This window comes from Nocardioides sp. J54 (assembly GCF_000519005.1).
Classification (GTDB): Bacteria; Actinomycetota; Actinomycetes; order Propionibacteriales; family Nocardioidaceae; genus Nocardioides.
In genome coordinates this window covers 102542-125795 of record NZ_JAER01000010.1, presented here as the reverse complement: position 1 = coordinate 125795, position 23254 = coordinate 102542, and the positions used below count along the sequence as shown (strand labels likewise).

The window sequence follows — 23254 nt, the reverse complement described above, 5'->3', positions numbered from 1 at the left end:
GGGCCGGGGCCGCACGGCGGCTGGCGTCGTCGCTGTCACACGGTGATCGCCGACCTGGCCGCGCACCCGCCGCTGTAACACGTTGATCGCGGCTCCAGCAGCCCCTCCACCACTGTGGCCGCCCCACCCAGCAGGGGTTCGGCGCGGTCACGGTGCTGCCAGAGCAGCGATCAACGTGTTACAGCCGGCGCGGGCACCCAGCGCCGCGAACCACCTGGTCACGGCACGGGCCGGGGCCGCACCGGGGCTGTGCCGACCGTCACGTGTCCACCGGGCCCCGGGGAAACCGCCAGGTAACAAACCGTCCCTAACCTCGCGGGAGTGAGTGGACCGACGCACCGACTGCCCGCCCTGGCCCGGGCCCTCGACGCACCGCCGGAGGTGCCCGGGGTGCGCTCCGCGTCCGACCTCGACGGGCTGGCGCGGCGCAGCGTCGGACAGCTGGACCTGCTCGGCACCTCGGTGGCGGTCGTCGCACCGACGGCGAGCGCGCTGATCAGCCCGTTCCTGATGCTGCGCGTCGTGGGGCCCGGGGCGTGGCTGAGCGCCGTCATCGGCTTCACGATGGCGTTCCTGCTGGTGTCGACCTTCTCGCAGTTCAGCCAGCGGGTGGCCGCGTCGGGATCGATGTACACCTGGGTCACCCGCTCCGTCGGCACGCGCGCAGGCATCCTCGTCGCCGCGGCACTGCTGCTCGGCTACGGCACGCTCGTCACCTTCGGGATCAGCCAGACCGTGCGCCACACCGCCGAGGCGAGCGCCAGCGCCGGTGCGGGTACGCCGAGCGTGCCGGCCCAGGCGCTGCTCGCGGTCGTCGTGACGGCGGTGTGCGTGGCCGCCTCCGTGCGCGGGATCGGGGTCGCGACCCGGATCGCGCTCGCCGCGGAGGTGCTGCTGGTGCTCGCCCTGCTCGTCCTGGTGGCGGTGGCGATGAGCCGCAACGGGCTCTCCCTCGGCACCCTGCTCTCCCTCGACGGTGCCGATCCCCTCCGGGTGCTGCTCGGCGCGTCCTTCATCATGTCGATCACCGTCGGCCTCGAGGTCGCGGCGAGCCTGGCGGCCGAGGCCCGGCGCCCCTTCCTCGGCGTCCCGCGGGCCATGGGCGGGACGGTCGCGATCTCGGCCGGACTCTTCGCGCTCGCCTACGTCGCGATGCACGGCATCGTGGTGACCGAGGGCCCGCTCACCGGCCCGGTGCGGCGCTGGTTCCCCAGCGCCGTCGACGTCGGCGCCGCCGAGGCGGTGCTGGGGTCGCTGCTGGCGCTGAGCTACTTCGCCCTCGCCCTGTGCGCGCTCAACGCGCTGGCCCGCATCGTCCTCTCCCTGGCCCGGGAGGGCCTGCTCCCCTCGGCGCTCGGCCGCACGCACCGGACCTGGCGCTCGCCGTACGCCGCACTGCTCGCGATCGCGCCGTTCGCCCTGCTGCCGCCGGTGTGCTCGGCGCTCGCCGGGGAGCGCATCGGCGTGTTCACCGGTCGGTTGCTCGGGTCCGCGGTGCTCGTCCTGGCCGTCGCGTACGTCGTCGTGGCGCTCGCCGTGCCGGTCTTCCTCGCCCGGCTGGACGAGCTCACCTGGCGGCCGGTCGCGGTGGCGGTCGCTGCCGCCCTGCTCACGGCCACGGTCGCCTCCGTGCGGGTGGTCGACGACCTCCGCCAGGGGGCCTGGCTGGCCTCGGCGGTGACCGTGGCGGCGCTGGCCGGCGCCGTGCTCTGGCACCGCTGGCTGCAGTCGCACCGGCGACCGGCACTGGCCCGGATGGGCATCCACGACGAGACCATCGCGTCGGACCTGCTGGGCCAGTGAGCGACACGACCCGGACCCGCGCCGCCTCGGCGCCGGCGACCCAGTTCCGCGGCCGCGAGGGCGGCGCGCTCGACAGCGCGTTCCTGATCCTCGAGGAGGTCGCCCGCGGCGGCGCCGGCATCTCCGCCCGGGAGATCGCCGAGAACCTCGGACTCCCCCGCGCCACCGCCTACCGGCTCCTCAAGCACCTCGTGCAGCAGGAGTACCTCGTGCGCAGCCCCGACCTGGCCGGCTTCGCGCTCGGCCAGCGGGTCCGCAACCTCGCGGTGGCCGTGGTCGACGACGCAGCCGAGGCCGACCCGCTCGAGGCCTGAGCCTCACCAGGCGCCGATCACCCGCGCCCGGACGGCGTCCACCGGGACGAAGCCGGCGCCCGGCGAGCGGACCTGCATCGCGCGGGAGTCGAAGGAGCGGCGCCGGTTGTCGCCGAGGAGCCAGAGGTGGCCCGGCGGCACGACGACCTCGTAGGTGGGGTTGGTGAAGCTGTCCGGCGGTGCGGCGAGGTAGCCCTCGTCGAGCACCTCGCCGTTGACGACGAGCAGGCCGCCCGGCGCGCAGCACACGACGCGGTCGCCGCCGGTGCCGACGACCCGCTTGACCATGAGGCCGGCGGCGAGGTCGAAGTCGGAGGCCGCGGCGCCGTCGCGCCAGGAACGGGGCACCTCGAAGACGACGACGTCACCCCGCTCGACCTCGCCAGCGCGGACGCTGGTCGTCAGCAACGTGCTCCCGACGTCGTACGACGGCGCCATGGATGCCGACACCACGGACGCGGTCCCCAGCACCCCGGTCAGGAACACCCCTGCGACGAGGAGTGCGGTCACGCCGGCGGTGGCTCCCACCAGCACCCGCCGGGAGGGGCGGGAGCGGCGGGCCCAGCGGTCGCGACCGGCGGGGCTCAGCGCGCGGTGGCGTCCGCGGGGCACGCCGCGACCTTCCCGCCGGCGCAGAGCTCGGTCACCAGGTTCTCCATGTACTGGATCTCGGTGACCTGCTCGCCGATGATGTGCTGGGCCGTCTTGCGGGTGTAGTCGTTGGACTGCACGGCGAGGTAGTCGCGGGACATGGACACCGCGCCCTCGTGGTGCTCGATCATCGCGACGAGGAAGGCGACCTGGCTCTCCGCGAGCGGGAGGGTCCGGACCTGCTTCACCCGCTGCGCGGGGAGCATGCCGGGCATCGAGTGGTGGTCGCCGGCGTGCTCGGCCGGGTCCGCCTCCCACGCCGTCAGCCACGCCGACATCTCACCGATCTCGTTGCCCTGGTCGGCGACGATGAAGCGGGCGGTCGCGGTGAGGCGGTCGTCGAGGCCCTCGTGGGAGAGCAGGTTCCTGCCGAGCCGGATGGCCTGCTCGTGGTGGCTGATCATGTCGGCGGCGAAGGTGATGTCCTCGACCGAGGGTTCCTCGGCCTTCTCCATCTTCGGGAACACCTTCACCGTCCCCCAGGGGCGCTCCACCGTGTCGACGGCCGTCACCTGCATGCCCCCGATCTCCACCTTGTCGGGCTCGGACTCACCGCACGCGGCGAGGGCCAGCGCGGAGAGGAGCAGGGCGGGGAGGAAAGACGAGGTGCGCGGACGAGCCATGAGGCTCTCCCTTCCGTACGGGGACGTGCCGGTGGATCAGGCTGGTGGATCAGGCTGGTGGATCAGGCTGGTGGGTCGAGGCAGGTCCTCGGCGGCCGGCTGCTGCCGGCCGCGGTGCCAGGAGGGGGCGCCGCTCCGCGACGCCCCCTCCCGTGATCGTTCAGGTCAGCGGACCACCTTGACCTTCACCGTCTTCGAGGACTTCTTGACGGTGTCGGTGCCGGCGTAGCTGGCGACCACGTTGTAGGTCGCGAGCTTCTTCGGGGCGGTGAACTTCACCGTGCCCTTGCCGCTCACCAGGGTGACCGACTTGGACTTGCCGTTGAACTTCACGGTGACCTTGCCGGTGACCGGCTTGGCCGACTTGACGGTGACGGTGACCGGGAAGGCCTTGCCCGTCTTCACCTTCGCGGCGACCTTGACGGCCGTGGTCGAGGAGACCGCGACGACGGGCTCGTCGGTCGGCTCGTCGGTGGGCTCGTCGGTGGGCTCGTCGGTCGGGTCCTCCGTCGCCGGCGGGGTGCCGAAGGTGACGGCGGCGGTCTCGACGGTGCCGGACGGGAAGCCCGTCGCGGACGCGGTGACCTTGGCGGTGATGACCGAGTTGTTGTCGGCCTCGGTCAGCGTGTAGTCCTGACCGGTCGCCACGGCCTCACCGTTGCGGAACCAGGTGTAGGCGTAGGTCAGCGACTGGGCGGCGCTGCGCCAGGTGCCGTTCGAGACGGTCAGGGTCTTGCCGACGGCCGGGACGACCGCAGCGGTCGGGTCGTTCTTGTCCGTGATCTTCGGCGCCGCGGTGTTCTCCGGGGTGCACGGCTTGGTCACCGCGTTGACCGACGAGAACGGGCCGTTGATGCACTTGCGGGCATCCTTGATGGTCGGCTTCTGGGCGAAGAAGTCGCGGGGGACCAGCTGGAACTTCTGCCAGTGGATCGGCATCGGCGACTGGTCCTCGTCCTTGTCGGTGTGGTGGAAGCCGACGTTGATCCAGGCGACCGGGTCGGTCAGCTGGTGGTTGTCGTTCGCCACGTAGTCGAGGACGTTCTGGCCCGGGCAGCCGGCGTTGAGGTTGTTCGACGCGTACTCCTCACACGCCCGGTAGTTGGTGAAGGACACCAGCGGGGTGGTGTACGGGATCGTCTTGTTCGCGTAGTTCTGGTTGACGATCTCGTACGACCGGGCGTGGCCGTCGAAGTTCTTGCTGGCCGGGTTCATGACCCGCCACCACGACAGCTCGTCGTGGTCGACACCGGCCACCGAGCTGAAGGCCGCGTCCATCACGGTCTTCTGGCGCTCGATGATCGGGGCACGGGTACCAGCGCCGGGGCTGGAGAAGTCGTACTGCTCGACGACCTGGCGCTCGGCCTTGTCGATGCCGAAGTCGACCTTGAAGATCGCGTTGTGCCAGTGCGAGGCGGCGTAGGACTGGATCGTCTGGGTGCTGCCGCCGGACGTGACCTGCGAGGGGCCGGACAGCGGCCAGCCGGTCTTCTCGTTGTTGTGGAAGAACGAGTTCGGGTTGGTGGAGGCCCACGCCGGCGCGATGTCACCGGTGGCGCCGAGGCCGACCTCGATCTGGCCGTGGTCGTCGAAGACCACGCGCTGCTGGTACTCGTACCAGGAGATCTTCGAGATCGAGGAGACCGCGAGGCCCGTGCCGTGGTCGACGTACAGCGTGCCGCCGCCGATCTGGGTCTCCTGAGCGTGGGTCATGATGCCCGTCGGGTCCTCCTGGACGCAGATGCCCGGGATGGTGCGCTCGACGAGGCGACCGCTGTAGGTGAAGGACTGCTCGACGGGCAGCGCCTCGCCCTTGCAGACCTCCGGGCCCTGCTCCTGCAGGTACTGCTTGCCGAAGCCGTACGACGTGATGTCGTCGTACTGCACGTGGCCGGTGTCGTACGGCACGTTCAGCTGCGCGATGTTCAGCTGGTCGATGATCCGCTTGAAGCCGGAGTACTCGTAGTCGCCGGTGGCGGGCTTGAACTCGATCTGCTCGAGGATGAGGCCCTTGACCGGGTGGATGCGGGCGCACATGCGCCACTCGGCGCCGTTCTCCAGCTTCTTCTCGATCAGGCTTGCGTCACACGCGAGCGGGCTGTCAGCCGCCTGCGCGGGGCTGGCGGTGGCGACCTGGGCGACCACACCACCGGTCAGCAGCGCGGGGGCGGCGAGGGCGGCGGTGAGCCGCGCCAGGGACTTCTTGCGCATCCCGACTCCCTTCTTCATCACTGGGTCTTCACGATCGACTTGGTGGACAGGTTCACGACGAAGTCCCACGTGTTCAGGTAGGTCCCGGCGGCCGTGGACACCATCAGCTGGGCGCAGCGGTCCTCGCCGCACTCCTGACCCTTCGAGGTGGTCTTGTTGAACACCCACGACCCGGCGACGTACTCGACCTGGTCAGGGGCGATGAGCGGGACGCCCATGTTGTCCTCGAACTCGGACTTGAACAGGAGGTCCTTGGTGGAGTCGATCGCGATCTGCATCGCGACGTCCGCCTCGTCGGCCGACGTGGGCGGCTGCGCCTTGACCGACTTGGTCGACTTCACGACCTTGCCGGCCTCGAGGTCGACGAGCATGTCGAACGACGTGTCGGTCGTGTAGTCGTACAGCGCGACGACCACCTTGCGACCGGAGGTCTCGGCACCCACCTCGGGGAGGTCGGCGTAGAGGAACTCGGGGCCGGACTCGCCGCGGACGTCGGTGGCGCCGGCGGGGATGCTGGCGTCCTTCGACGCGATCGAGATGGCGTAGCCGGTCTCCTCGGCCGACAGCGGGGCCCGGTCGGCGCCGAGCGCGGGCTTCTTGGTGGGCAGGTCGCCGTTGCCGACGACCTCGAAGTCGCTGCTCATGCCGGGCTCGGTGCCGGCGACGTCGTCCTGGCTGACGACGTACGCCGTCGTGGCACAGGACAGGCCGAGAGCGACCGCGGCAACGGCGGCGAGCTTGCGTGACCTCCAGGGCACGCTCAGTGTCGCGTTCACATGATCTCCTTGTTCTGCCGTGAGGTGGGTGGGCGGTGGCGGGACGACGCCACCGCCCTCCCGGCCCGAGCCGGGGCGCGACGGCCGTAGGGGGTCGGTCGTCGCGGATCGTGGGCGGCGATCGGGTCGCCGGCGGTCAGCGCACCTTGGTGGTGACCTTCTTGGTGGCGGCGGCGCTCGAGCTGTCGCCGAGGTAGGCGACGGTCACCTTGGCCGTGCCCCTGGGCAGGCCCTTGACCGTGACCGTGCGGGCCCCCGCCACCAGGGTCGTGTTCTTCACGACCGTCTTCTTGCCGACCTTGACGGTGACCTTGACCTTGCCGCTGCGCTTGCCGGCACCGGCGGTCTTGACCGCAACCTTGACCTGCTTCGCGCCGCCGGTGGCCTTCACCGTGAGGGTGGTGGGCGCCTTGGCGACCTTCACCGCCGACGAGGCCTTGCTCGTGGCGCCAGCCGCGTTGGTGGCCGTGACGACGACCGCGATCGACGCACCGGCGTGCGCGGGGGCGAGCTTCAGCTTCGGGCCGGTCGCGCCGGCGATCGGCTTGCCGCCCTTCGTCCACTGGTAGCCGTAGGTGCCCTGGCTGCCACCCCAGGCGCCGGTCGAGGCGGAGAGCGTGCCGCCGACGCGGGCGGTGCCCGACACCTTCGGTGCGGTCACGCTGGTCGGCGGGGTCACGACGACGGGGGCCGCGGTGATCGGCCCGTGCGCCGCCGAGGCCTGGGTGGCCGCCGCGAGGCCGGCCTTCGAGGCCGTCGTCCTGACGGTCAGCGACTGGCCCACGTCGGCGGACGTCGTGGTGTACGTCGAGCCGGTCGCGCCGGTGATCGGCTGCCCGCCGCGCAGCCACTGGTAGCTGACGGTGACGTCGCTCGGGGTCCAGGCGCCGGTGGTCGCGGTGAGCACCGAGCCCTCGACCTTCGGACCGCTGATCGTGGGGGCGGCCGTCCCGACGACGGCGGTGACGGGCGGCTGGCCGCCGGGGACGGTGGCGGTCGGCAGGCTCGTCGCCGACTCCGTGCCGCCCTGCACCTCGGCGATGACCCGCACCGAGATGGTCTGGCCGGCGTCGGCGGCGGTGACCTTGTAGGTCTCGGCCGTGGCGCCGGCGATCGGCTGGTTGCCGCGGAGCCACTGGTAGGAGAAGTTGACGTTGACCGTCGGGAACCACTGCCCGCGGCTGGCGGTGAGGGTCGAGCCCACGGTCGCCGTACCGGTGATCGTCGGCTTGACCAGGTTCTCGCTGACGTCGGTCAGGTAGGCGTCGGCCTGGAAGGACTGGCCCTCGCTGAGCTGGATGGGGGTGGCGGACGCCTGGTCGGGCTGGTTCTGCCACCACTCGGTGACGGCCTGGTTCTGGTTCTCGTACCAGAGCACGTAGGCGCCGGGCTCGAGCCCCTCGAAGGCGAAGGCGCCCTCGGAGCTGTCGGTGACGGTGGCGTGGACGAACTCGCCGTCGGCCTTGTAGAGCGAGACGTCGATACCGGGCGCGATGATCCGGCCCGTCTCCAGCACGATCCCGTGGATGCGGCCGGTGCCGTGGCCGTCGTGGTCCGCCTGTGCTGCCGGGAGGCAGGTGAAGGCGGTACCGACGATCGTGGCGGCGGCGAGCGACGACATCCCGATGCGGACAGCGGCGCGGCGCCGACGGGACGCGGCGGAGGCGGACGGACGGACGGCGGAGTTGTGCGACATGCGGATGACCTCTCGTGTTGCCAGGGCCATCAACTTCTCGGTCACGCGTTTCGCCGGTGCCGTCGTTCCGGGACGTGCGTGTTTCTGGTGACGCCTCGTCAGTAAAGGTCCGACGACCTTGATTGAGACACCGACTGGGACTCCACGCAGGAACTGCGACGGTCGCGCAACAGCGTGTAAACATCCTGTAAGCGGCCCGGGGGACGGGGCTTTTCGGTGCGAGCATCGGCGCCGTGATCGCACCGACCTCGCCCCTCGCCCGCTGGGGCCGCGCCCTTGCCGTGGGCTGCTGGGCGACCCTCGGCGCGGTCGCTGCGCACGGTACGGCCGGGGGGCAAGCACCCCTCCTCGCCGTGCTGCCCGTCGGCGTGGCGACCGTCCTGGTCACCGGGGTCCTCGCCGGTCGTCGGCTCAGCGGGACGGTCGTCGTGCTGCTGCTCGCTGCTCCGCAGCTCGCCGTCCACCTGCTCGCCGGCTACCTCCACGGCCACGACGCGCACCTGCCGCCTGCGCCGATGCTCGCCGCGCACCTCGCCGGCCTGGCGCTGGTCGCCGCCGGCCTCGCGCACGGCGAGCGGTTGTGGTGGGAGTGGTGGGCGGTCGTCAGCCTCGCCGTCCGCGTGCTCCGATCCGCTGCCCTGCCCGCTACCGCTCCCCTGCCCGTCGCCGCCCCGGCGCGGAGCACCGCAGCCCCGCTGCTCGACCACGTCGTCGTACGGCGCGGTCCCCCGGCTCCCTGAGGCCCCGCTGCACCGCCGTACCCGCCCTTCCTTCCTCAGGAGTCCCCCATGTCCGACGTCTCGACCTCCCCTGCCCTGTCCGTCCGTTCGCGTCTGGCCCGCGCCGCCGTCGTCCCCGCCGCGGCCGCCGCCGTGCTGCTCTGCGCCCCGTCTGCCGGGGCCCACGTGACCGTGACCCCGTCCACCACCAGCGCTGGCGCCTACTCGGTGCTCACGTTCTCGGTCGGCCACGGGTGCGGCGAGGCCCCGACCACCTCGATGACCTTCCAGGTGCCCGACGGCGTCATCTCCGTGACCCCGACGGCCAAGGCCGGCTGGAGCGTGGAGAAGGTGATGGAGGAGCTGGACGAGCCGGTCGACGACGGCCACGGCGGCCAGTACACCGAGCGCGTCGCCGCCGTCGTCTACGCCGCCGAGGAGCCGCTCGCCGACGGGTACCGCGAGACCTTCGAGCTTCAGCTCGCCCTCCCCGAGGCGGCGGGCGAGCAGCTCGTGCTCCCGGTGGTCCAGGAGTGCACCAGGGGCGAGAACGCGTGGGTCCAGGTCGCCGCCGAGGGCGCCGACGAGCCGGAGTACCCCGCGCCTGCGTTCACCCTGACCGAGGCGACCAGCGACGGCCACCACGGCGGCGCGGAGGCCGACGACGCGCACGGCGAGGCCGGGGAGCAGGCCGACGCCGCGACGGCCGAGGCGTCGGCCTCGGGCGACGGCCTGGCGTGGACGGGTCTCGGCCTCGGCGCCGCAGGCCTGCTCGCCGGCGGTGCCGCCCTCGTCCGCTCCCGCCGCTGAGCCGGCCGTGCGGACGCCCGTACGGGCAGCCGCACCCCGCACGCCCCGACGGTGGGCAGCCCTGGTGCTGCTCGCCGTCGCGGCGTTGCTGGTGGTCGGCTCGCCCTCCCCTGCCCAGGCCCACGCCCGCCCGGTCGGGACCTATCCCGCGGACAACGAGGTGGTGCCGGAGGCACCGACCGAGCTGAGCGTCACCTTCAACGAGCCCGTCACCCTCGCGGCCGCGGGCAACCAGGTCCTCGGCCCCGACGGCGCGGAGGTCGCCAGCAGCTTCTCGGTCCGTGACCGGGTGCTGACGATCAGCCTCGAGGAGGCGCTGCCGGACGGCACCCACGTCGTCACCTGGCGGGTCACCTCCAGCGACTCCCACCCCGTCGCCGGTGCGTGGACCTTCGCGGTCGGCGCCCCGTCCGCGCACGCCCCCGCGGTCCCCGTGGTCACCGAGCAGCGCGACGTGCGGCTCGCCCAGGCGATCGCGACGGGGGTGCAGTACGCCGGCCTGCTCGGCCTCGCCGGGGTCGTTGGCGTGGCCACGCTGCTCGCCCCGGTTGCGGTCCGACGCGACGCCGTGCTCGCGCGTCGGTGGCACCGCGCCGCTGGAGGGTTCGCGGCGCTGGCCGCCCTCGGCAGCACCCTGCTGGCGCCGCTGTCCGCGCTGCGCGCGCTGGGCGAGCCGCTCGGCGCGTGGTGGTCGGCCGACACCTGGTCGGAGGCGGTCCGCGGTGCGTCGGCGACGACCGCGGCGGTCGTGGTGGTCGGCGTGCTCGCCACCGTGGCAGCGCTGCGGCGCGGCCTCGACGTGCTGGCGGCTGCGGCCGCGGCGACCGCACTGGCCGCGATGGTGCTGGTCGGGCACACCCGCAGCTCTGGCCCTGCTGCGGTGGTGCTCGGTGCCGACCTCGTCCACCTCGGCGCGGCGGCGCTGTGGTGGGGCGGCCTGGTCGCCCTCGGCCTCGCGCTCGCCCCCGGCACCGGGCTGCGGCCCGCGGCCCGAGCCGTGCTGGTCGCCCGGTTCTCCGGGGCGGCCGCGGTCAGCGTGCTGGGCCTGGTCGCGGCCGGGCTGGTGCTCTACTGGCAGGTCGCGCACTCCGTGGGCGGGCTCTGGGAGACGGGCTACGGCCGCACCGTGCTGCTGAAGGTGGCCCTGGTGCTGCCGGTCGTCGCGCTCGCGGGCTGGAACCGCTACCGGCTGCTCCCCCGCCTGGGCACCGGACCGCGCGAGGACCCGGCCGGCGCCGAGGGGCGGTTGCGGACCGTCGTCCGTTGCGAGGCCGGGGTGCTGGTCGCCGTCGTCGCGGCCACCGGGGTGCTGGTCAACCTCACGCCGCCCGCCCGGTCGGCGACCGAACCGCCGCCGCTCGCGGCCGAGCGCGCGGTCACGGTGGACGTGGGCGGCGGGCTGAGCGCGGACATGACGCTCGCGCCCGGGCGCCCGGGCGTCAACGGCGTCCGGCTCCGCGTCACCGACGCCGACGGCCGGCCGGTCGAGCTCGCCGGTCCACCCACGCTCACGCTGCTCCAGCCCGAGCGCGAGGTCGGGCCGCTGCGCCGACCGGTCACGCCGTCGGCGTCCGGCACGTGGGAGGCGACCGCCGACCTGCCGGTGACCGGGACCTGGGAGGTCACCCTGGCCGTCCCGCTGAGCCGCTTCGAGGAGCCCGTCGTCATCGGAAGGATCGAGGTCCAGTGAGCCGCCGAGCCACCCACCGGGCACGGGTCGTCCCGGTCGCCGGGACGATCGCCGCCGCGGTCGTGCTGCTGTCGTCCGGTCCCGCTGGGGCCGCTGCGGTCGACGATCCCGGGCCCGGGCGGCCGAGCGTCACCCAGGCCGTCGGCCGCGGGGACGGCACCGCCGACGTGTCCCTGCAGCTGGTCGACGCGTGCGCGGGACCGACCGACGCGGTGAGGGTCTCCCTGCCTGCGGGTGCCGCCGTGGTGGCGGTCGGCGACCCCGACGGCTGGACGCACGAGGTCGCCGGCGGCGAGGTGACGTGGCGACCGGTGACCGGGCCCGCCGCCGTACCGACCGACGAGCCGGCGCTGCTCACCGCCCGGCTGGCCGCCGCGGCCGGCGAGCAGGTGCTGCTGCCCACGACCCAGCGGTGCGCGGACGGCCGGGCGGTCGCTTGGAGCGAGCCCGCGGCGGCCGGTCCGCTGGCGGCGCCGCGCTTCCTCGCCGGGGCCGACACCGTCGACCCGTCGGCACTCGCGCCGACCGTCGAGGAGGCGGGCCGGCAGACCGGCAGGGGCTGGCTGGTCGCCAGCCTGCTGCTGGCGCCGACCTGCGCCGCGGCCGCCGTCAGCCGGGCTCGTGCCCGGCGCGGGCCCGCAGGGTAGGTGCCGCATGGGCGACGGCCGGGCCGGCCGGTGGCTCCCCGTTGTCACACGGTGATCGCTGGCCTGGCCGCCCGACCGCCGGTGTAACACGTTGATCGCGGGCCTGGCAGCCCGGCCGACCCTGTAACACGCTGGTCGCCGACCTGGCAGCCCGACCGCCGGTGTCACACGCTGATCGCCGACCTGGCAGCCCCGAGACCGCGGGAAGAGGCCGCTGGGAGGGGCGTGAACATACGCCAGCGGGCTGCCACAGCCGCGGACGACGTGTTGCATGCGGCGTGCGCCGACAAGAGCCGCGAACGACGTGTTACATGCGGCGCGCGCACCCCAGAGCCGCGAACCACGTGTTACATGCGGCTTCGGGCGCGGAGCCGCTCCGCCTCAGCCGAGCTCGCGCTCGGCGCGGGCCAGCCAGGTGAGGGCGCGCGCCGACTCCCAGGAGCCGGGCTTCAGGGAGTCGGCGGCGTCGGACGCCTGGCGGCGCAGGCGCTGCGCGTCGTCGTGCCGGCCGGCGGCGTGGAGCTCGAGCGCCAGGAGGGCCAGGGTCGCGACGCTCTCCCACGACCCGGCCTTCAGCCCGCCGGCTGCCTCGAGCGCACGCTCGAGCGGCGGGCGGGCGTCCCCGCGGCCCATCAGCCGAGCTCGCGCTTGAGGATCTTGCCGGTGGCGGTCATCGGCAGGGCCTCGACCACCTCGACGATGCGCGGGTACTTGTACGCCGCCATCTGCTCCTTGCCCCAGGCCACGATCTCGTCGGGGGTCGCGGACGCGCCGGGCTTGAGGATCACGAACGCCTTGATCTCCTCGCCGTGGCTCTCGTGCGGGACGCCGATGACCGCGGCCAGCGAGATCGCCGGGTGGGTGAGCAGCACTTCCTCGATCTCGCGGGGGTACACGTTGTAGCCGCCGCGGATGATCATGTCCTTGGACCGGTCGACGATGTAGTACCAGCCGTCGGCGTCCTTGCGGGCGAGGTCACCGGAGCGGAACCAGCCCTCGTCGTTGATCGCCTCGGCCGTGGCGTCGGGGCGCTTGTAGTAGCCCTTCATCACGTTGTGGCCCTTGATGGCGATCTCGCCGATGCCGTCGGGGTCGGTGACCTCGTCCCAGCCGTCGGGGTCGATCAGCTTCATCTCGACGCCGGGGATCGGGGTGCCGATGGAGCCGACCCGGACCTCCGCGCCGAGGCGGGAGAAGCTCGCGACCGGGGAGGTCTCCGAGAGGCCGTAGCCCTCGAGGATGGTGACGCCGAAGCGCTCCTCGAACTGGTGGTGCACCTCGACCGGGAGCGCGGCGCCGCCGGCCACCGCGACGCGGAGGTTGGCGGCGAGGGTCTTGACGTCGACCGAGTCGTCGAGGGCGTTGAGCAGGCCCCAGTACATCGTCGGGACGCCGGCGAAGAAGCTGACCGACTCCTTGAGCATCAGGCCGATCGCAGGGGCGGCCTCGAAGCGGGGCAGCATCACGATCGTGCCGCCGTAGGCGAGGGCGCCGTTCTGGATGACGGTCTGGCCGAAGGAGTGGAAGAGAGGCAGCACGCACAGGTAGGTGTCCGGGTCGTCCGCGTTCGCACCGAACAGGGCCTCGCTGGCGAGCGCGTTGTCCCGCATGTTGCGGTGCCGCAGCTCGGCGCCCTTGGGCTGGCCGGTGGTGCCGGAGGTGTAGAGGATGACGGCGGTGTCGTCGTCGTCGACCTCGACGGTGTCGAACGTGGGCGCCTGCCCGGCGAGCGCCTGGCCGAGGGTCTCGGTGCCCTCGATCGGCGAGGCCGCAGCGGGGTCGGCGGTGATGACGAAGAAGTGCTCGCAGCCGGCGGCCTCCTGGAAGCCGGCGTGGGCCTCGGCGCCGATCGCCAGCTCCGGCGTGCCCTGGAAGGCGAAGTAGGCCTTCGCGTCGGAGTCGCCGAGGTGGTAGGCGACCTCGCGGCCCTTCAGCAGCACGTTGAGCGGCACGACGGTCGCGCCGGCCTTGAGGATGCCGTAGTAGACGATCGTGAAGTACGGCAGGTTGGGGCAGCTGATGGCCACCTTGTCACCGGGCTGGATGCCCCGCGACACCAGCAGGTTCGCCACCTGGTTGGCGGCGCCGTCGAGCTGCGGGTAGCTCAGCCGGGTGTCGCCGAGGACGATGGCGGTGCGGTCGGGGTAGGCCTGGGCGCTGTTCTCGAGGAAACCGGCGAGGTTCGTCATGGGGGCCAACCTACTGGCGGTCCGTGACTGCGGTCACTGTGCGCGCGAACATCACCTCGCCCGCGCGGGTGTGCACCGGCCCAACCGGACCGACCGGACCGTCAGAACGTCTCGCCCGTGAGCCGCTCGTAGGCCTCGATGTAGCGCGAGCGGGTCCGCTCGACGACCTCGGGGGGCAGCGGCGGCGGGGCCTCACCGGAGGCCTTGTCCCAGCCACTGTCGGCGGAGAGCGCCCAGTTGCGCACGATCTGCTTGTCGTACGACGGCTGCGCGCGGCCGGGCACCCAGTCGTCGGCCGGCCAGTAGCGCGAGGAGTCGGGGGTGAGCACCTCGTCGGCGAGCACGATCGCCCCGTCGGCGACACCGGCACCGACCCCGAACTCGAGCTTGGTGTCGGCCAGGATGATTCCCTGCTCGCGGGCGAGCTCCTCGGCGCGGCCGTAGACCCGCAGCGTCAGGTCGCGCAGCGCCGCGGCGGTCTCCGCGCCGACGGTGCCGACCACGGCGTCGTACGACACGTTCTCGTCGTGGTCGCCGAGCTCGGCCTTGGTCGCCGGGGTGAAGATCGGCTCGGGCAGCCGGCTCCCGTCCTCCAGCCCCGCGGGCAGCGCGATCCCGCAGACCTCGCCGGTGGCCCGGTAGTCGAGCAGGCCGGAGCCGGTCAGGTAGCCGCGCGCGACGCACTCGACGGGGAACATCTCGAGCCGCTCGCAGACCACCGCACGACCACGCACCGCCTCGGGGACGTCGGTCGACACGACGTGGTTCGGCACCAGGTCCGCGAGCTGCTGGAACCACCACAGCGACATCCGGGTGAGGATCTCGCCCTTGTCCGGGATCGTCGTCTCGAGCACGAAGTCGAAGATGGAGAGCCGGTCGCTGGCGACCATCAGCAGCTTGCCGGCGTGCTCGCCCTCGGTGACCTCGTAGAGGTCGCGGACCTTGCCGGAGTGCAGGTGGCGGGCGCCGGGGAGCTCCGGGGCGGGCGGGATGTTCGCGAGCGTCACGGACGACAGCCTATTGACCTCCCGCACCGGGGGTGTCGCCCCGGGGGATCCGGCGGGCGGAGCGGCAGGCCCGACTTCCGGGGGTCGCTGCCCGGCGGACCGGGGGCGGGTGGCACAGTGTCGCCATGACGGAGACCGCTGAGGAAGTCTGGGCGAGGATCGTCGGCGCCAAGCGCGCGGAGATCGGGGCCGAGTGCCCCGAGTGCGCCGGGGTCGCCCCGGAGCGCATCGTCTGGGAGGACGAGAGCTGGATCCTCTCCTACACCGACGGGCCGGCCGAGATGGCGGCGTCGCTGCTGCTGCAGACCCGCGAGCACACCCGGGTCGGCCAGCTCGACGACGAGCTCGCCTCCCAGTTCGGCCGGATCTCGAACCGGCTGACCCGCATCATCGAGAACCTGCCGGAGACGTCGTACGTCGACGTGAGTCGGTACGGCGCGCACCGCGGCCACTTCCACGTGTGGTTCTTCGCGCCGTTCGCGCCCGGCACCCGCGAGCCGGCGGACCTGCACGCGATCGCGACCAAGCTGGCGAACTGGGGCGGTGTGGCCAAGGCCTGATCCCGCGGTCGGGTGCCCGCGGCGCCACTAGGCTCGCCGCATGTCCGTCGTGAAGATCAACGCCATCAAGGTCCCCGAGGGCGCCGGCCCCGAGCTCGAGAAGAGGTTCGCCGCCCGGGCCGACTCGGTCCAGGGCTCCCCCGGGTTCCTCGGGTTCCAGCTGCTGCGCCCCACCGCCGGGGAGGACCGCTACTTCGTGGTGACGCACTGGGCCGACGAGGAGTCGTTCGCCGCGTGGCGCGACGGCCAGGGCCGGGCGGCGCACGCCGAGCAGCCGGGCGAGGCCCCGCGCAAGCCGGTCGCCACCGGTGCGGACCTGCTGGAGTTCGAGGTCGTCCTGGACGTCGCCGGCTCCTGAGCACGGCCACCAGCCGACCGGCCACCAGCTGCCGGCCACCAGGCACGGAGCACGAGAGCGGCCCGCCCATCCTCACGGATCGACGGGCCGCTCTGCTCCTCCCGGGCGCTGCCGGCCCGGTCGGGTCACGCCATCGTCACTTCATCATCGTCACTTCATCAGGTAGCAGGGCTCGGTGAACTCGTAGTTCTCGGCGGTCGGCCCGGTGAACGGGTCGACGGCGAGCGAGATCTTCGAGGAGGCCTTCGGGTCGACCTTGTTGAGCTGGGTGACCCGGACGGCGTCGTCGTTCGGGTCGCCGGCCCAGTTCGCGGTGCCCTCCGGGAGGGTGCCCTCGCTGTCGATGCCGGTCAGGCTGTTGGCGACGTCGACGAGGCCCTCGCGGTCGAGCTTGTCGTCCTCGAGCGCCTTCTCGAGGATCGCCTTCATCACGTAGCCGCTGCTGTAGCCGATCGAGAACCAGTCGTTCGGTGCGGTGTCACCGGCGGCCGCACGCATCTTCTCCATGCCGGGCACGTCCGCCTCCCAGGTCGGGAACGAGCTGGCCTGCATGTAGAGCGCCTGGATCGCCGGTCCGGCCGGCGAGTCGAGGACGGCGGCGTTCCAGCTCGGGATCGAGCCGATGAACTTGCCGGTGAACTTCTGCGCCGCGGTGCCGCCGACGACCGAGGCCATCTCCTTCGGCCCGGTGGCGATGATGACGTAGTCCGGCTTGGCCTTCAGCACCGCGCCGATGGCCGCCGACTGGTCGTCGCCGCCGTCCACGGTGCCGGTCGGGACGTCGGTGAACTTCAGGCCCCGCTCCTCCGCGGCGATCCGGGCGCCGACCATCGCGTCGTCGCCGTAGTCGCCCGGGAAGTGCACGACGGCGATCGACTTGGCGCCCTGGTCAGCGGCGTAGTCGACGGCGTTCATCGCCTCGGTGCAGTAGCTGGAGCCGACCTCGATCGAGATGTCGTCGAAGATCCAGTTGGAGCCGAGGGAGGCCGGGCCGATGAGGATGGACTCGTTGGTCGCGTCCTCGAGGATCGCGTTGGTGTGGGCCGTGCCGAGCGACTGGCTGACCGCGAGGATGTCGTCCTTGATCTCGTTGAAGAGCTCGGCGTGCTTCTCGGGGTCGTAGCCGCTGTCCTTGACGTGCCTGGTCACGTCGACCTCGTAGTCGCCGACGCCGCCGGCCTTGTTGATCTCGTCCCAGAAGGCCTTCTGGCCGGCGGTGAACGGCTCCCCGACGCCCTTGAAGACACCGGTGAGGTCGGTGATGGTCCCGAGGTAGATGCAGCCCTTGCTGTCGTCGACGGCGTTGGGGCACGGGTCGTCGGTCACGCCCGGTCCGGCGCCCCCACTGCCGGAGTCGTCGTCACGACCGCAGCCCGCGAGGGCAAGGGTCACGGTCAGGGCGGTCGCGAGGACCCCCACACTTCTCGACCTACGGTTCACGGTTCCTCCTGGTGTTGTGGTGGTGGTGCGGTCCCCGGCACGGTCGGGCTCGACCGAGGTCAGTAGGAGAAGGGATAGCTCTTCCAGTACGTGCGGACGCGGTGCCAGATCCCGAACAGGCCCCGTGGCTCGAACAGCAGGAACGCGACGATGAGGACGCCGTACATGATCTGCTCGAAGTCGAAGATGTTCGGGTGCTCGCTGGCCGAGGTCGACAGGAACGGCACGAAGGCGGGCAGCTCGCTCGCGATCCGCGGGAGCAGCGCGATCAGCATCGCGCCCATGATGGTGCCGGAGATGGTCGCGACCCCGCCGATGAGCACGATCGCGATGAACTGCACCGAGAGCAGCAGGTTGAAGGACTCCGGCGTGAAGTGGCCGCTCGCGGAGAACATCAGCGCGCCCGCGATCCCCGCGTAGAACGAGGAGATCGTGAACGCGATGATCTTGTAGCGGGTCAGGTTGACGCCCATCACGCCGGCGGCGACGTCGCGGTCGCGGATCGCGGAGAACGCGCGCCCGACGCGGGAGCGGGCGATGTTGCGGGCGACGAGGGCGGCGATCACGAGGACCGCGAGGAACAGCCAGTAGAGCTTCTGCTCCTCGGTCCAGCCGCCCTTGAAGCCGTAGTCGGCCGTGAACTCGATGCCGAGCAGCACCGGCTTCGCGGCGTCGCGGCCGACCTGCGAACCGCCGGTCAGCTCGTCCCACTCGAAGAAGAAGTACTGGCCGATGAAGACCAGGCCGAGCGTGACGATCGCCAGGTAGAGCCCCCGCAGCCGGGTGGCCAGCGGCGCGACCACCGCGCCGCACAGCGCAGCCACCAGGCCGGCGCCGAGCAGCCACAGCGGCATGAAGTCGATGCCGAGGCCGAGGTAGCGCCCGTCCGGGTCACCGGCCATGGCGGCTGCGGTGTAGGCGCCGACGCCGACGAAGAAGGCGTGGCCGAGGGAGACCTGGCCGGCGTACCCGGTGACGAGGTTGAGCCCGATCGCTCCGATCGCGAGCACCAGGCCGCTGGCCAGGATGAGCAGCAGGTTGTCCGAGACCATCAGCGGCATCAGCGCCGCGACGACCAGCACGCCCAGCGCACCCAGCATCTTCGAGCGGGTGTTGAGCAGCGCCATGTCCTGGCGGTAGCTGGTGTAGAGCTCGGGGCGCCCGAGCGGGGCGAGCCGGCGCGTCCGGGTGGCGGTCATACGCGTTCGACCTCCCGCGTTCCGAAGAGCCCGTAGGGCCGGACGAGGAGCACCACCAGCATCACCAGGTAGGGCGTGATCGAGCCGATGTTGGTGTCGAGGCCGGGGAACCAGTCGCGGTGGTAGGTGGTGACGACCTGCTGGGTGATGCCGATGACCAGACCGCCGAGCACCGCGCCGCCGAGCGAGTCGAGGCCGCCGAGGATGATGACCGGAAGCGCGAGCAGCGCGATGTGCCAGTGGTTCTGGTCGACGGTGCGCCCGGCTGCCGCGAAGACTCCGGCGACCGTGGCGAGGGCACCAGCCAGCGCCCAGGACACCGCGAACACGGTGCCGACGTTGACGCCCTGCGCCATCGCGGCCTCCTGGTCCAGGGCCGAGGCCCGCATGGCGAGGCCGATCGGGGTCCAGCGGAAGAACGCGAAGAGCGCGAGGACCAGGACCGTGGTGACGGCGAACGCCGCGAGGTCGCGCTGCTCGACGTAGACGCCGCCGACCTCCCACGCGTCGAGGCCCCACGGGTCGCGGACGGTGCGCTGGTCGGAGCCGACGAACATGCCGGAGACGATCCGGACGATGATGTCGATGCCGATGGTGATGATCGCGATGACGAAGACGGCCTTGCCGACCATCGGCCGGATCGCGACGCGCTCGACGACGAGGGCGACACCCGCGATGGCGACCGAGCCGACGACCAGCGCCGGGAAGAAGCCGATCTCGGGCGACAGGTAGGTCACCAGCACCGTGCCGGCGAGCAGGAACGCGGGCTGGGCGAAGCTGATGACGCCCATCGACTTGTAGATGATCACGAAGCCGAGCGCGAGCAGCGCGTAGATCGAGCCGACGCCGATCCCGCCGGCCACCGCTCCGAGCAGCTGGGTCATCGGGCACCCGCCTCCTGGCCTCGGTACATCGACTCGACCAGGTCGTGGAACATCGCGTCGATCGCGGACCTCTTGACCTTCTGGGTCGCGGTGAGCTCGCCGTCCTCGTGGTCGAGCTCCTTGGGCAGCATCCGGAACGACTTGATCTGCTCGACCGGGTTGTGGCGGGAGTTGACGTCGTCGACGACCTGCTGGACGAGGTCGCGCACCTCCTCCTTCTCGGAGAGGTCGCGGTAGGTCGTGAAGGCGATGCGCCGCTGCTGGGCCCAGGCGCCGACGGTGTCGAGCTCGATGCCGATCAGGGCGGTGAGGTACTTGCGGCCGTCGCCGATGACGACCGCCTCCTTGATGTAGGGCGAGGCCTTCAGCGCGTTCTCGATCTCGGACGGCGCGACGTTCTTGCCGCCGGCGGTGATGATGATGTCCTTCATCCGGTCGGTGATCCGCAGGTGGGTGCCGTCGACCCACTCCCCCACGTCGCCGGTGTGCAGCCAGCCGTCCTCGCTCAGCGTGCGCGCCGTCGCCTCGGGGTCCTGCCAGTAGCCGGCGAAGACCGCTGGGTGGCGGGTGAGGATCTCGCCGGTCTCCTCGTCGATGCGGACCTCGATGCCGTCGTGCGCCTCGCCGACCGTCCCGAGCCTGACCCGGCCCGGCCGGTTGGCGGTGGCCACCGCGGCGTTCTCGGTCATCCCGTAGAGCTCGTGCATCGGCACGCCGATGCCCATGAAGAACTGCAGCACCTCGGGGGCGATCGGTGCCGCGCCGGAGCTCGCGTGCCGCACCCGGCGCAGGCCGAGCCGGTCGCGCAGGGCGCGGTAGAACAACAGCCAGCCGACGGCGTACACCAGGCGGGTGGCGGCGGTGTGCCGACCGCCGTTGGCGGCGAGCTTCTCCCCGAGGCCGTCCGCGCGACGCAGCCAGAAGGCGGCCCACCGGCGCTTGGCCCAGGTCGCGGAGTCGAGCTTGATCCGCGCCGTCGCCAGCAGCTTCTCCCAGATCCGGGGGACGGCGAAGAAGAGGGTCGGCTGCACCTCACGGAGGTTCTGCGGCACGGTCTCGATGGACTCGGCGAAGTTGACCTGGGTGCCGGCGCCGGCGTTGTACCAGGTCGTCAGCACCCGCTCGGCGACGTGGCACAGCGGGAGGTAGGACAGCGTCATGTCCCTGGGGCCCGGCGCCGGCCGCGCGAACGGGCTCCGCTCGAGCACGGTCTCCAGCACGAACTCCGCGTTGCGGACCGTGAGCATCGCGCCCTTCGGCGGGCCGGTGGTGCCGGAGGTGTAGACGAGGGTGATCACGTCGTCGGGCTCCGCCGCGTCGACCAGGGCCTCGACGGCCCCGGGGTGCGCGGCGCGGTGCTCGCGGCCGCGCTCGAGCAGCGCCTCCCACGACATCAGTCGCGGGTCGTCGTACGTGCGCAGGCCGCGGGTCTCGACGTGCACGATCGTGCGCAGCTCCGGCAGGTCGCCGGCCTCCAGCACCTTGTCGACCTGCTCCTGGTCCTCGGCGAGGTGGACGCAGGCGCCGCTGTGCGAGAGGAGGTACGACGTCTCCGCGGTCGGGTTCGTCGGGTAGAGCCCCACCGTGGTCGCCCGGATCGCCACGGCGGCGATGTCCATGAACAGCCACTCGGGGCGGTTCTCGGACTGCACGGCGACCCGGTCACCCGGCTGCACGCCGAGGGAGAGCAGCGCGTGGCCGACGTCGACCACGGTGTCCCAGTAGGTCGCCCAGGTGATCTCGTGCCACACGCCGAGGCGCTTCTCGCGCATGGCGACGCCGTGCGGCGTGGTGGCGGCCCGGTCACGGATCCGGGTCACGAGGCTGCGGGTCATGTCGTGGCTCCCCCTCCTCCCCCTGCCCCCGGGTCGGCGGCGTCCTCGACCGCCCGGACCGCCGCACGGACGTCCTCGTCGATGCCGGGGTTCGCCTCACCGCCGAGGTAGGCGCGGATCACGTCGGGGTTGCGCTGCACCTCGGCGGGGGTGCCGGTCGCGACCGGGGTCCCGAAGTCCACGACGAGCACCCGGTCGGCGACGTCCATCACCAGGCCCATGTCGTGCTCGACCATGATCATCGGGATGCGCAGCTCGTCGCGGATGTCGAGGATGTAGCGCGCCATGTCCTCGGTCTCCTCGAGGTTCATGCCGGCGACGGGCTCGTCGAGGAGCAGCAGCCGCGGCTCCATCGCGAGCGCTCGGCCGAGCTCGACCCGTTTCTGCACGCCGTAGGGCAGCAGGCCGACGGGCATCTTGCGCCACTGCTCGAGTTCGAGGAAGTCGACGATCTCCTCGACCTTGCGGCGGTGCCGCAGCTCCTCGTTGCGGGCCCGGCCCCACCACAGCATCGCCGCGAGGGTGCCGTAGCGCAGGTGCTGGTGGCGCCCGAGCATCAGGTTGTCGAGCACGGTGAGGTTGGCGAAGAGCTCGATGTTCTGGAAGGTGCGGGCGACGCCGAGCCGCGCGATCGCCGGAGGCCGCATGCCGAGGATCGGCTGGCCCTCCAGGACGACCGAGCCGCGTTGCGGCCGGTAGACGCCGGAGAGCACGTTGAAGATGCTCGTCTTCCCTGCGCCGTTGGGGCCGATCACCGCGAACAGCTCGTCCTCGCGCACCTCGAAGCTGACCCCGTTGACGGCCTTGACCGCACCGAAGGACAGGTGCACGTCGTCGAAGGCCAGCACCGGGGCAGGCCCGCCCGGCGTCGTCGTGGTGGCGGTGGCCGGCTCGGGCGCGGGCGTCGCCGGTGCGGTCATGAGGCCCACCTCTTGCGGCGTCGGTAGTGCTTGACGGAGCGGAAGGACCGGGCGGCCTCACCCTCGGCGCCGAGGCCGAGGTAGAACTCGCGGACGTCGGCGTCCTCGCGCAGCTTCTCGGCCGGCCGGTCCATCACCACGCGACCGTTCTCGAGGACGTAGCCGTGGTGGGCGATCGAGAGCGCCATCGAGGCGTTCTGCTCGACGAGGAGGATCCCCGTGCCCTGGCTGTTGATCTCGACGACGATGTCCCGGATCTGGTCGACCACCTTGGGCGCGAGCCCGAGCGACGGCTCGTCGAGCAGCAGGTAGCGCGGGTCGGACATGAGCGCCCGGCCGATCGCGAGCATCTGCTGCTCGCCGCCGGACAGCAGGCCGGCCTGGCCCTCGCGCCGCTCGCGCAGGATCGGGAACAACCCGTAGACCCGCTCCAGGTTGGCCTTGAGGTTGCGCCGGTCGGCGTAGGCGCCGACGCGGAGGTTCTCCTCCGCGGTCAGCTCCTTGAAGACCCGGCGACCCTCGAGCACGTGCTTGATGCCCTTGCGGGCGAGCGCGGACGGCTTGAGGTGGCCGACGGACTCACCGTCGAGCGTGACCGAACCCTTGCGGATCTCGCCGTCGTGGACGTCGAGCAGGCCGGACAGGGAGCGCAGCAGGGTCGACTTGCCGCCGCCGTTCGCGCCCAGCAGCGCCACGATCCTCCCGTCAGGCACCTCCAGGCTCACCCCGCGCAGGGCGAGCACGACGTCGTCGTACACGACCTCGAGGTTCTGAACAGCGAGCACCGCAGCCCCCTCCGTCCTGTGACGCGCATCACAGGTGGCCCGGAATGTAGCGGTCTGGCGAGGGGTCCTCACCTCTCAGGCGAGCAGACCCGCCGAATGTGTCCGAATCGTGACCTTCCCGATGGGTCCCGGTCGGT

At 72.1% G+C, this 23254-nt stretch carries 22 protein-coding genes; 8 read left to right on the top strand and 14 right to left on the bottom strand.

The genetic code is table 11. The features are described from left to right. The first annotated feature begins 321 nt into the window (after nucleotides 1-321). Entirely contained in the window at nucleotides 322-1803 is a 1482-nt protein-coding gene (locus tag NOCJ54_RS0109645; protein ID WP_157514848.1) for an APC family permease, read from the top strand. Continuing rightward, the gene (locus NOCJ54_RS24875) at nucleotides 1800-2117 is read left to right on the top strand and encodes a helix-turn-helix domain-containing protein (RefSeq protein ID WP_028655341.1); all 318 of its coding nucleotides are present in this window, start codon (nucleotides 1800-1802) and stop codon (nucleotides 2115-2117) included. The genes NOCJ54_RS0109645 and NOCJ54_RS24875 overlap by 4 nt, the downstream gene beginning before the upstream one ends. 3 nt (nucleotides 2118-2120) lie before the next feature. Here NOCJ54_RS24875 and lepB read toward each other — a convergent pair whose 3' ends face one another. The 5 genes from lepB to NOCJ54_RS28165 form a co-directional block, all read right to left on the bottom strand. Beyond that, nucleotides 2121-2729 carry a signal peptidase I gene (lepB, locus tag NOCJ54_RS24870; protein ID WP_198020175.1) on the bottom strand — a complete coding sequence of 203 codons (609 nt, stop codon included), beginning with the start codon at nucleotides 2727-2729 and terminating at the stop codon, nucleotides 2121-2123. Beyond that, a complete protein-coding gene (locus NOCJ54_RS28170; RefSeq protein WP_051485664.1) occupies nucleotides 2702-3391 on the bottom strand; it encodes a DUF305 domain-containing protein in 690 nt (229 codons plus the stop codon). Before NOCJ54_RS28170 ends, lepB begins: the two co-directional genes overlap by 28 nt. Before the next feature lie 165 nt (nucleotides 3392-3556). Next, entirely contained in the window at nucleotides 3557-5620 is a 2064-nt protein-coding gene (locus tag NOCJ54_RS0109625) for a copper amine oxidase (RefSeq protein WP_084255017.1), read from the bottom strand. Further along, on the bottom strand, nucleotides 5620-6378 hold the full coding sequence (locus NOCJ54_RS0109620; protein ID WP_028655339.1) for a hypothetical protein: 759 nt from the start codon (nucleotides 6376-6378) through the stop codon (nucleotides 5620-5622). The genes NOCJ54_RS0109625 and NOCJ54_RS0109620 overlap by 1 nt, the downstream gene beginning before the upstream one ends. Before the next feature lie 136 nt (nucleotides 6379-6514). After that, the gene (locus tag NOCJ54_RS28165) at nucleotides 6515-8119 is read right to left on the bottom strand and encodes a hypothetical protein (protein ID WP_198020174.1); all 1605 of its coding nucleotides are present in this window, start codon (nucleotides 8117-8119) and stop codon (nucleotides 6515-6517) included. A gap of 188 nt (nucleotides 8120-8307) precedes the next feature. On the opposite strand from NOCJ54_RS28165, the gene NOCJ54_RS28160 reads away from it, so the two are divergent. From NOCJ54_RS28160 to NOCJ54_RS0109595, 4 genes are read left to right on the top strand one after another with little or no spacing between them, the layout of a single operon-like run. Continuing rightward, complete coding sequence (locus tag NOCJ54_RS28160) at nucleotides 8308-8814, top strand: hypothetical protein (protein WP_051485663.1); 507 nt, start codon at nucleotides 8308-8310, stop codon at nucleotides 8812-8814. 48 nt (nucleotides 8815-8862) lie between these two features. After that, the gene (locus NOCJ54_RS0109605; RefSeq protein WP_036517413.1) at nucleotides 8863-9603 is read left to right on the top strand and encodes a YcnI family copper-binding membrane protein; all 741 of its coding nucleotides are present in this window, start codon (nucleotides 8863-8865) and stop codon (nucleotides 9601-9603) included. 7 nt (nucleotides 9604-9610) lie between these two features. Next, nucleotides 9611-11293, top strand: a complete 1683-nt coding sequence (locus NOCJ54_RS24850) for a copper resistance CopC/CopD family protein (RefSeq protein WP_198020173.1) — start codon at nucleotides 9611-9613, stop codon at nucleotides 11291-11293. Then, nucleotides 11290-11940 carry a hypothetical protein gene (locus NOCJ54_RS0109595; protein WP_028655336.1) on the top strand — a complete coding sequence of 217 codons (651 nt, stop codon included), beginning with the start codon at nucleotides 11290-11292 and terminating at the stop codon, nucleotides 11938-11940. The genes NOCJ54_RS24850 and NOCJ54_RS0109595 overlap by 4 nt, the downstream gene beginning before the upstream one ends. A gap of 381 nt (nucleotides 11941-12321) precedes the next feature. Here NOCJ54_RS0109595 and NOCJ54_RS0109590 read toward each other — a convergent pair whose 3' ends face one another. From NOCJ54_RS0109590 to NOCJ54_RS0109580, 3 genes are all read right to left on the bottom strand, one after another. Continuing rightward, complete coding sequence (locus tag NOCJ54_RS0109590) at nucleotides 12322-12573, bottom strand: hypothetical protein (protein WP_028655335.1); 252 nt, start codon at nucleotides 12571-12573, stop codon at nucleotides 12322-12324. Then, a complete protein-coding gene (locus NOCJ54_RS0109585) occupies nucleotides 12573-14129 on the bottom strand; it encodes a long-chain-fatty-acid--CoA ligase (RefSeq protein WP_028655334.1) in 1557 nt (518 codons plus the stop codon). The genes NOCJ54_RS0109590 and NOCJ54_RS0109585 overlap by 1 nt, the downstream gene beginning before the upstream one ends. A gap of 101 nt (nucleotides 14130-14230) precedes the next feature. Further along, on the bottom strand, nucleotides 14231-15136 hold the full coding sequence (locus tag NOCJ54_RS0109580; RefSeq protein ID WP_028655333.1) for a phosphoribosylaminoimidazolesuccinocarboxamide synthase: 906 nt from the start codon (nucleotides 15134-15136) through the stop codon (nucleotides 14231-14233). Between the two features lie 125 nt (nucleotides 15137-15261). On the opposite strand from NOCJ54_RS0109580, the gene NOCJ54_RS0109575 reads away from it, so the two are divergent. Beyond that, a complete protein-coding gene (locus NOCJ54_RS0109575; protein ID WP_028655332.1) occupies nucleotides 15262-15696 on the top strand; it encodes a hypothetical protein in 435 nt (144 codons plus the stop codon). A gap of 40 nt (nucleotides 15697-15736) precedes the next feature. Further along, on the top strand, nucleotides 15737-16054 hold the full coding sequence (locus NOCJ54_RS0109570) for an antibiotic biosynthesis monooxygenase family protein (protein ID WP_028655331.1): 318 nt from the start codon (nucleotides 15737-15739) through the stop codon (nucleotides 16052-16054). A gap of 150 nt (nucleotides 16055-16204) precedes the next feature. Here the strand turns inward: NOCJ54_RS0109570 and NOCJ54_RS29855 are convergent, their stop codons facing one another. The 6 genes from NOCJ54_RS29855 to NOCJ54_RS0109540 form a co-directional block, all read right to left on the bottom strand. Continuing rightward, nucleotides 16205-17473 (bottom strand): ABC transporter substrate-binding protein, encoded by a 1269-nt coding sequence (locus tag NOCJ54_RS29855; protein ID WP_051485662.1) that lies wholly within the window; start codon nucleotides 17471-17473, stop codon nucleotides 16205-16207. Between the two features lie 80 nt (nucleotides 17474-17553). Then, nucleotides 17554-18693 carry a branched-chain amino acid ABC transporter permease gene (locus NOCJ54_RS0109560; protein ID WP_028655329.1) on the bottom strand — a complete coding sequence of 380 codons (1140 nt, stop codon included), beginning with the start codon at nucleotides 18691-18693 and terminating at the stop codon, nucleotides 17554-17556. Continuing rightward, nucleotides 18690-19577, bottom strand: a complete 888-nt coding sequence (locus NOCJ54_RS0109555; RefSeq protein WP_028655328.1) for a branched-chain amino acid ABC transporter permease — start codon at nucleotides 19575-19577, stop codon at nucleotides 18690-18692. Before NOCJ54_RS0109555 ends, NOCJ54_RS0109560 begins: the two co-directional genes overlap by 4 nt. Further along, entirely contained in the window at nucleotides 19574-21412 is a 1839-nt protein-coding gene (locus NOCJ54_RS0109550; protein WP_028655327.1) for an AMP-dependent synthetase/ligase, read from the bottom strand. The genes NOCJ54_RS0109555 and NOCJ54_RS0109550 overlap by 4 nt, the downstream gene beginning before the upstream one ends. Next, nucleotides 21409-22332: an ABC transporter ATP-binding protein gene (locus NOCJ54_RS24845; RefSeq protein WP_084255015.1), complete on the bottom strand. Its 924-nt coding sequence runs from the start codon at nucleotides 22330-22332 to the stop codon at nucleotides 21409-21411. Before NOCJ54_RS24845 ends, NOCJ54_RS0109550 begins: the two co-directional genes overlap by 4 nt. Beyond that, a complete protein-coding gene (locus tag NOCJ54_RS0109540; RefSeq protein WP_028655326.1) occupies nucleotides 22329-23117 on the bottom strand; it encodes an ABC transporter ATP-binding protein in 789 nt (262 codons plus the stop codon). Before NOCJ54_RS0109540 ends, NOCJ54_RS24845 begins: the two co-directional genes overlap by 4 nt. Nucleotides 23118-23254: the final 137 nt, after the last annotated feature.

Bases quoted from the DNA above. Each gene is read 5' to 3' on its own strand.
- NOCJ54_RS0109570 (WP_028655331.1), top strand. From the start codon at position 15,737: ATGTCCGTCGTGAAGATCAACGCCATCAAGGTCCCCGAGGGCGCCGGC.
- NOCJ54_RS0109625 (WP_084255017.1), bottom strand. From the start codon at position 5,620: ATGAAGAAGGGAGTCGGGATGCGCAAGAAGTCCCTGGCGCGGCTCACC.
- NOCJ54_RS0109585 (WP_028655334.1), bottom strand. From the start codon at position 14,129: ATGACGAACCTCGCCGGTTTCCTCGAGAACAGCGCCCAGGCCTACCCC.
- NOCJ54_RS0109575 (WP_028655332.1), top strand. From the start codon at position 15,262: ATGACGGAGACCGCTGAGGAAGTCTGGGCGAGGATCGTCGGCGCCAAG.
- NOCJ54_RS0109560 (WP_028655329.1), bottom strand. From the start codon at position 18,693: ATGACCGCCACCCGGACGCGCCGGCTCGCCCCGCTCGGGCGCCCCGAG.
- NOCJ54_RS28170 (WP_051485664.1), bottom strand. From the start codon at position 3,391: ATGGCTCGTCCGCGCACCTCGTCTTTCCTCCCCGCCCTGCTCCTCTCC.
- NOCJ54_RS0109605 (WP_036517413.1), top strand. From the start codon at position 8,863: ATGTCCGACGTCTCGACCTCCCCTGCCCTGTCCGTCCGTTCGCGTCTG.
- NOCJ54_RS0109550 (WP_028655327.1), bottom strand. From the start codon at position 21,412: ATGACCCGCAGCCTCGTGACCCGGATCCGTGACCGGGCCGCCACCACG.
- NOCJ54_RS0109555 (WP_028655328.1), bottom strand. From the start codon at position 19,577: ATGACCCAGCTGCTCGGAGCGGTGGCCGGCGGGATCGGCGTCGGCTCG.
- NOCJ54_RS0109590 (WP_028655335.1), bottom strand. From the start codon at position 12,573: ATGGGCCGCGGGGACGCCCGCCCGCCGCTCGAGCGTGCGCTCGAGGCA.
- NOCJ54_RS24845 (WP_084255015.1), bottom strand. From the start codon at position 22,332: ATGACCGCACCGGCGACGCCCGCGCCCGAGCCGGCCACCGCCACCACG.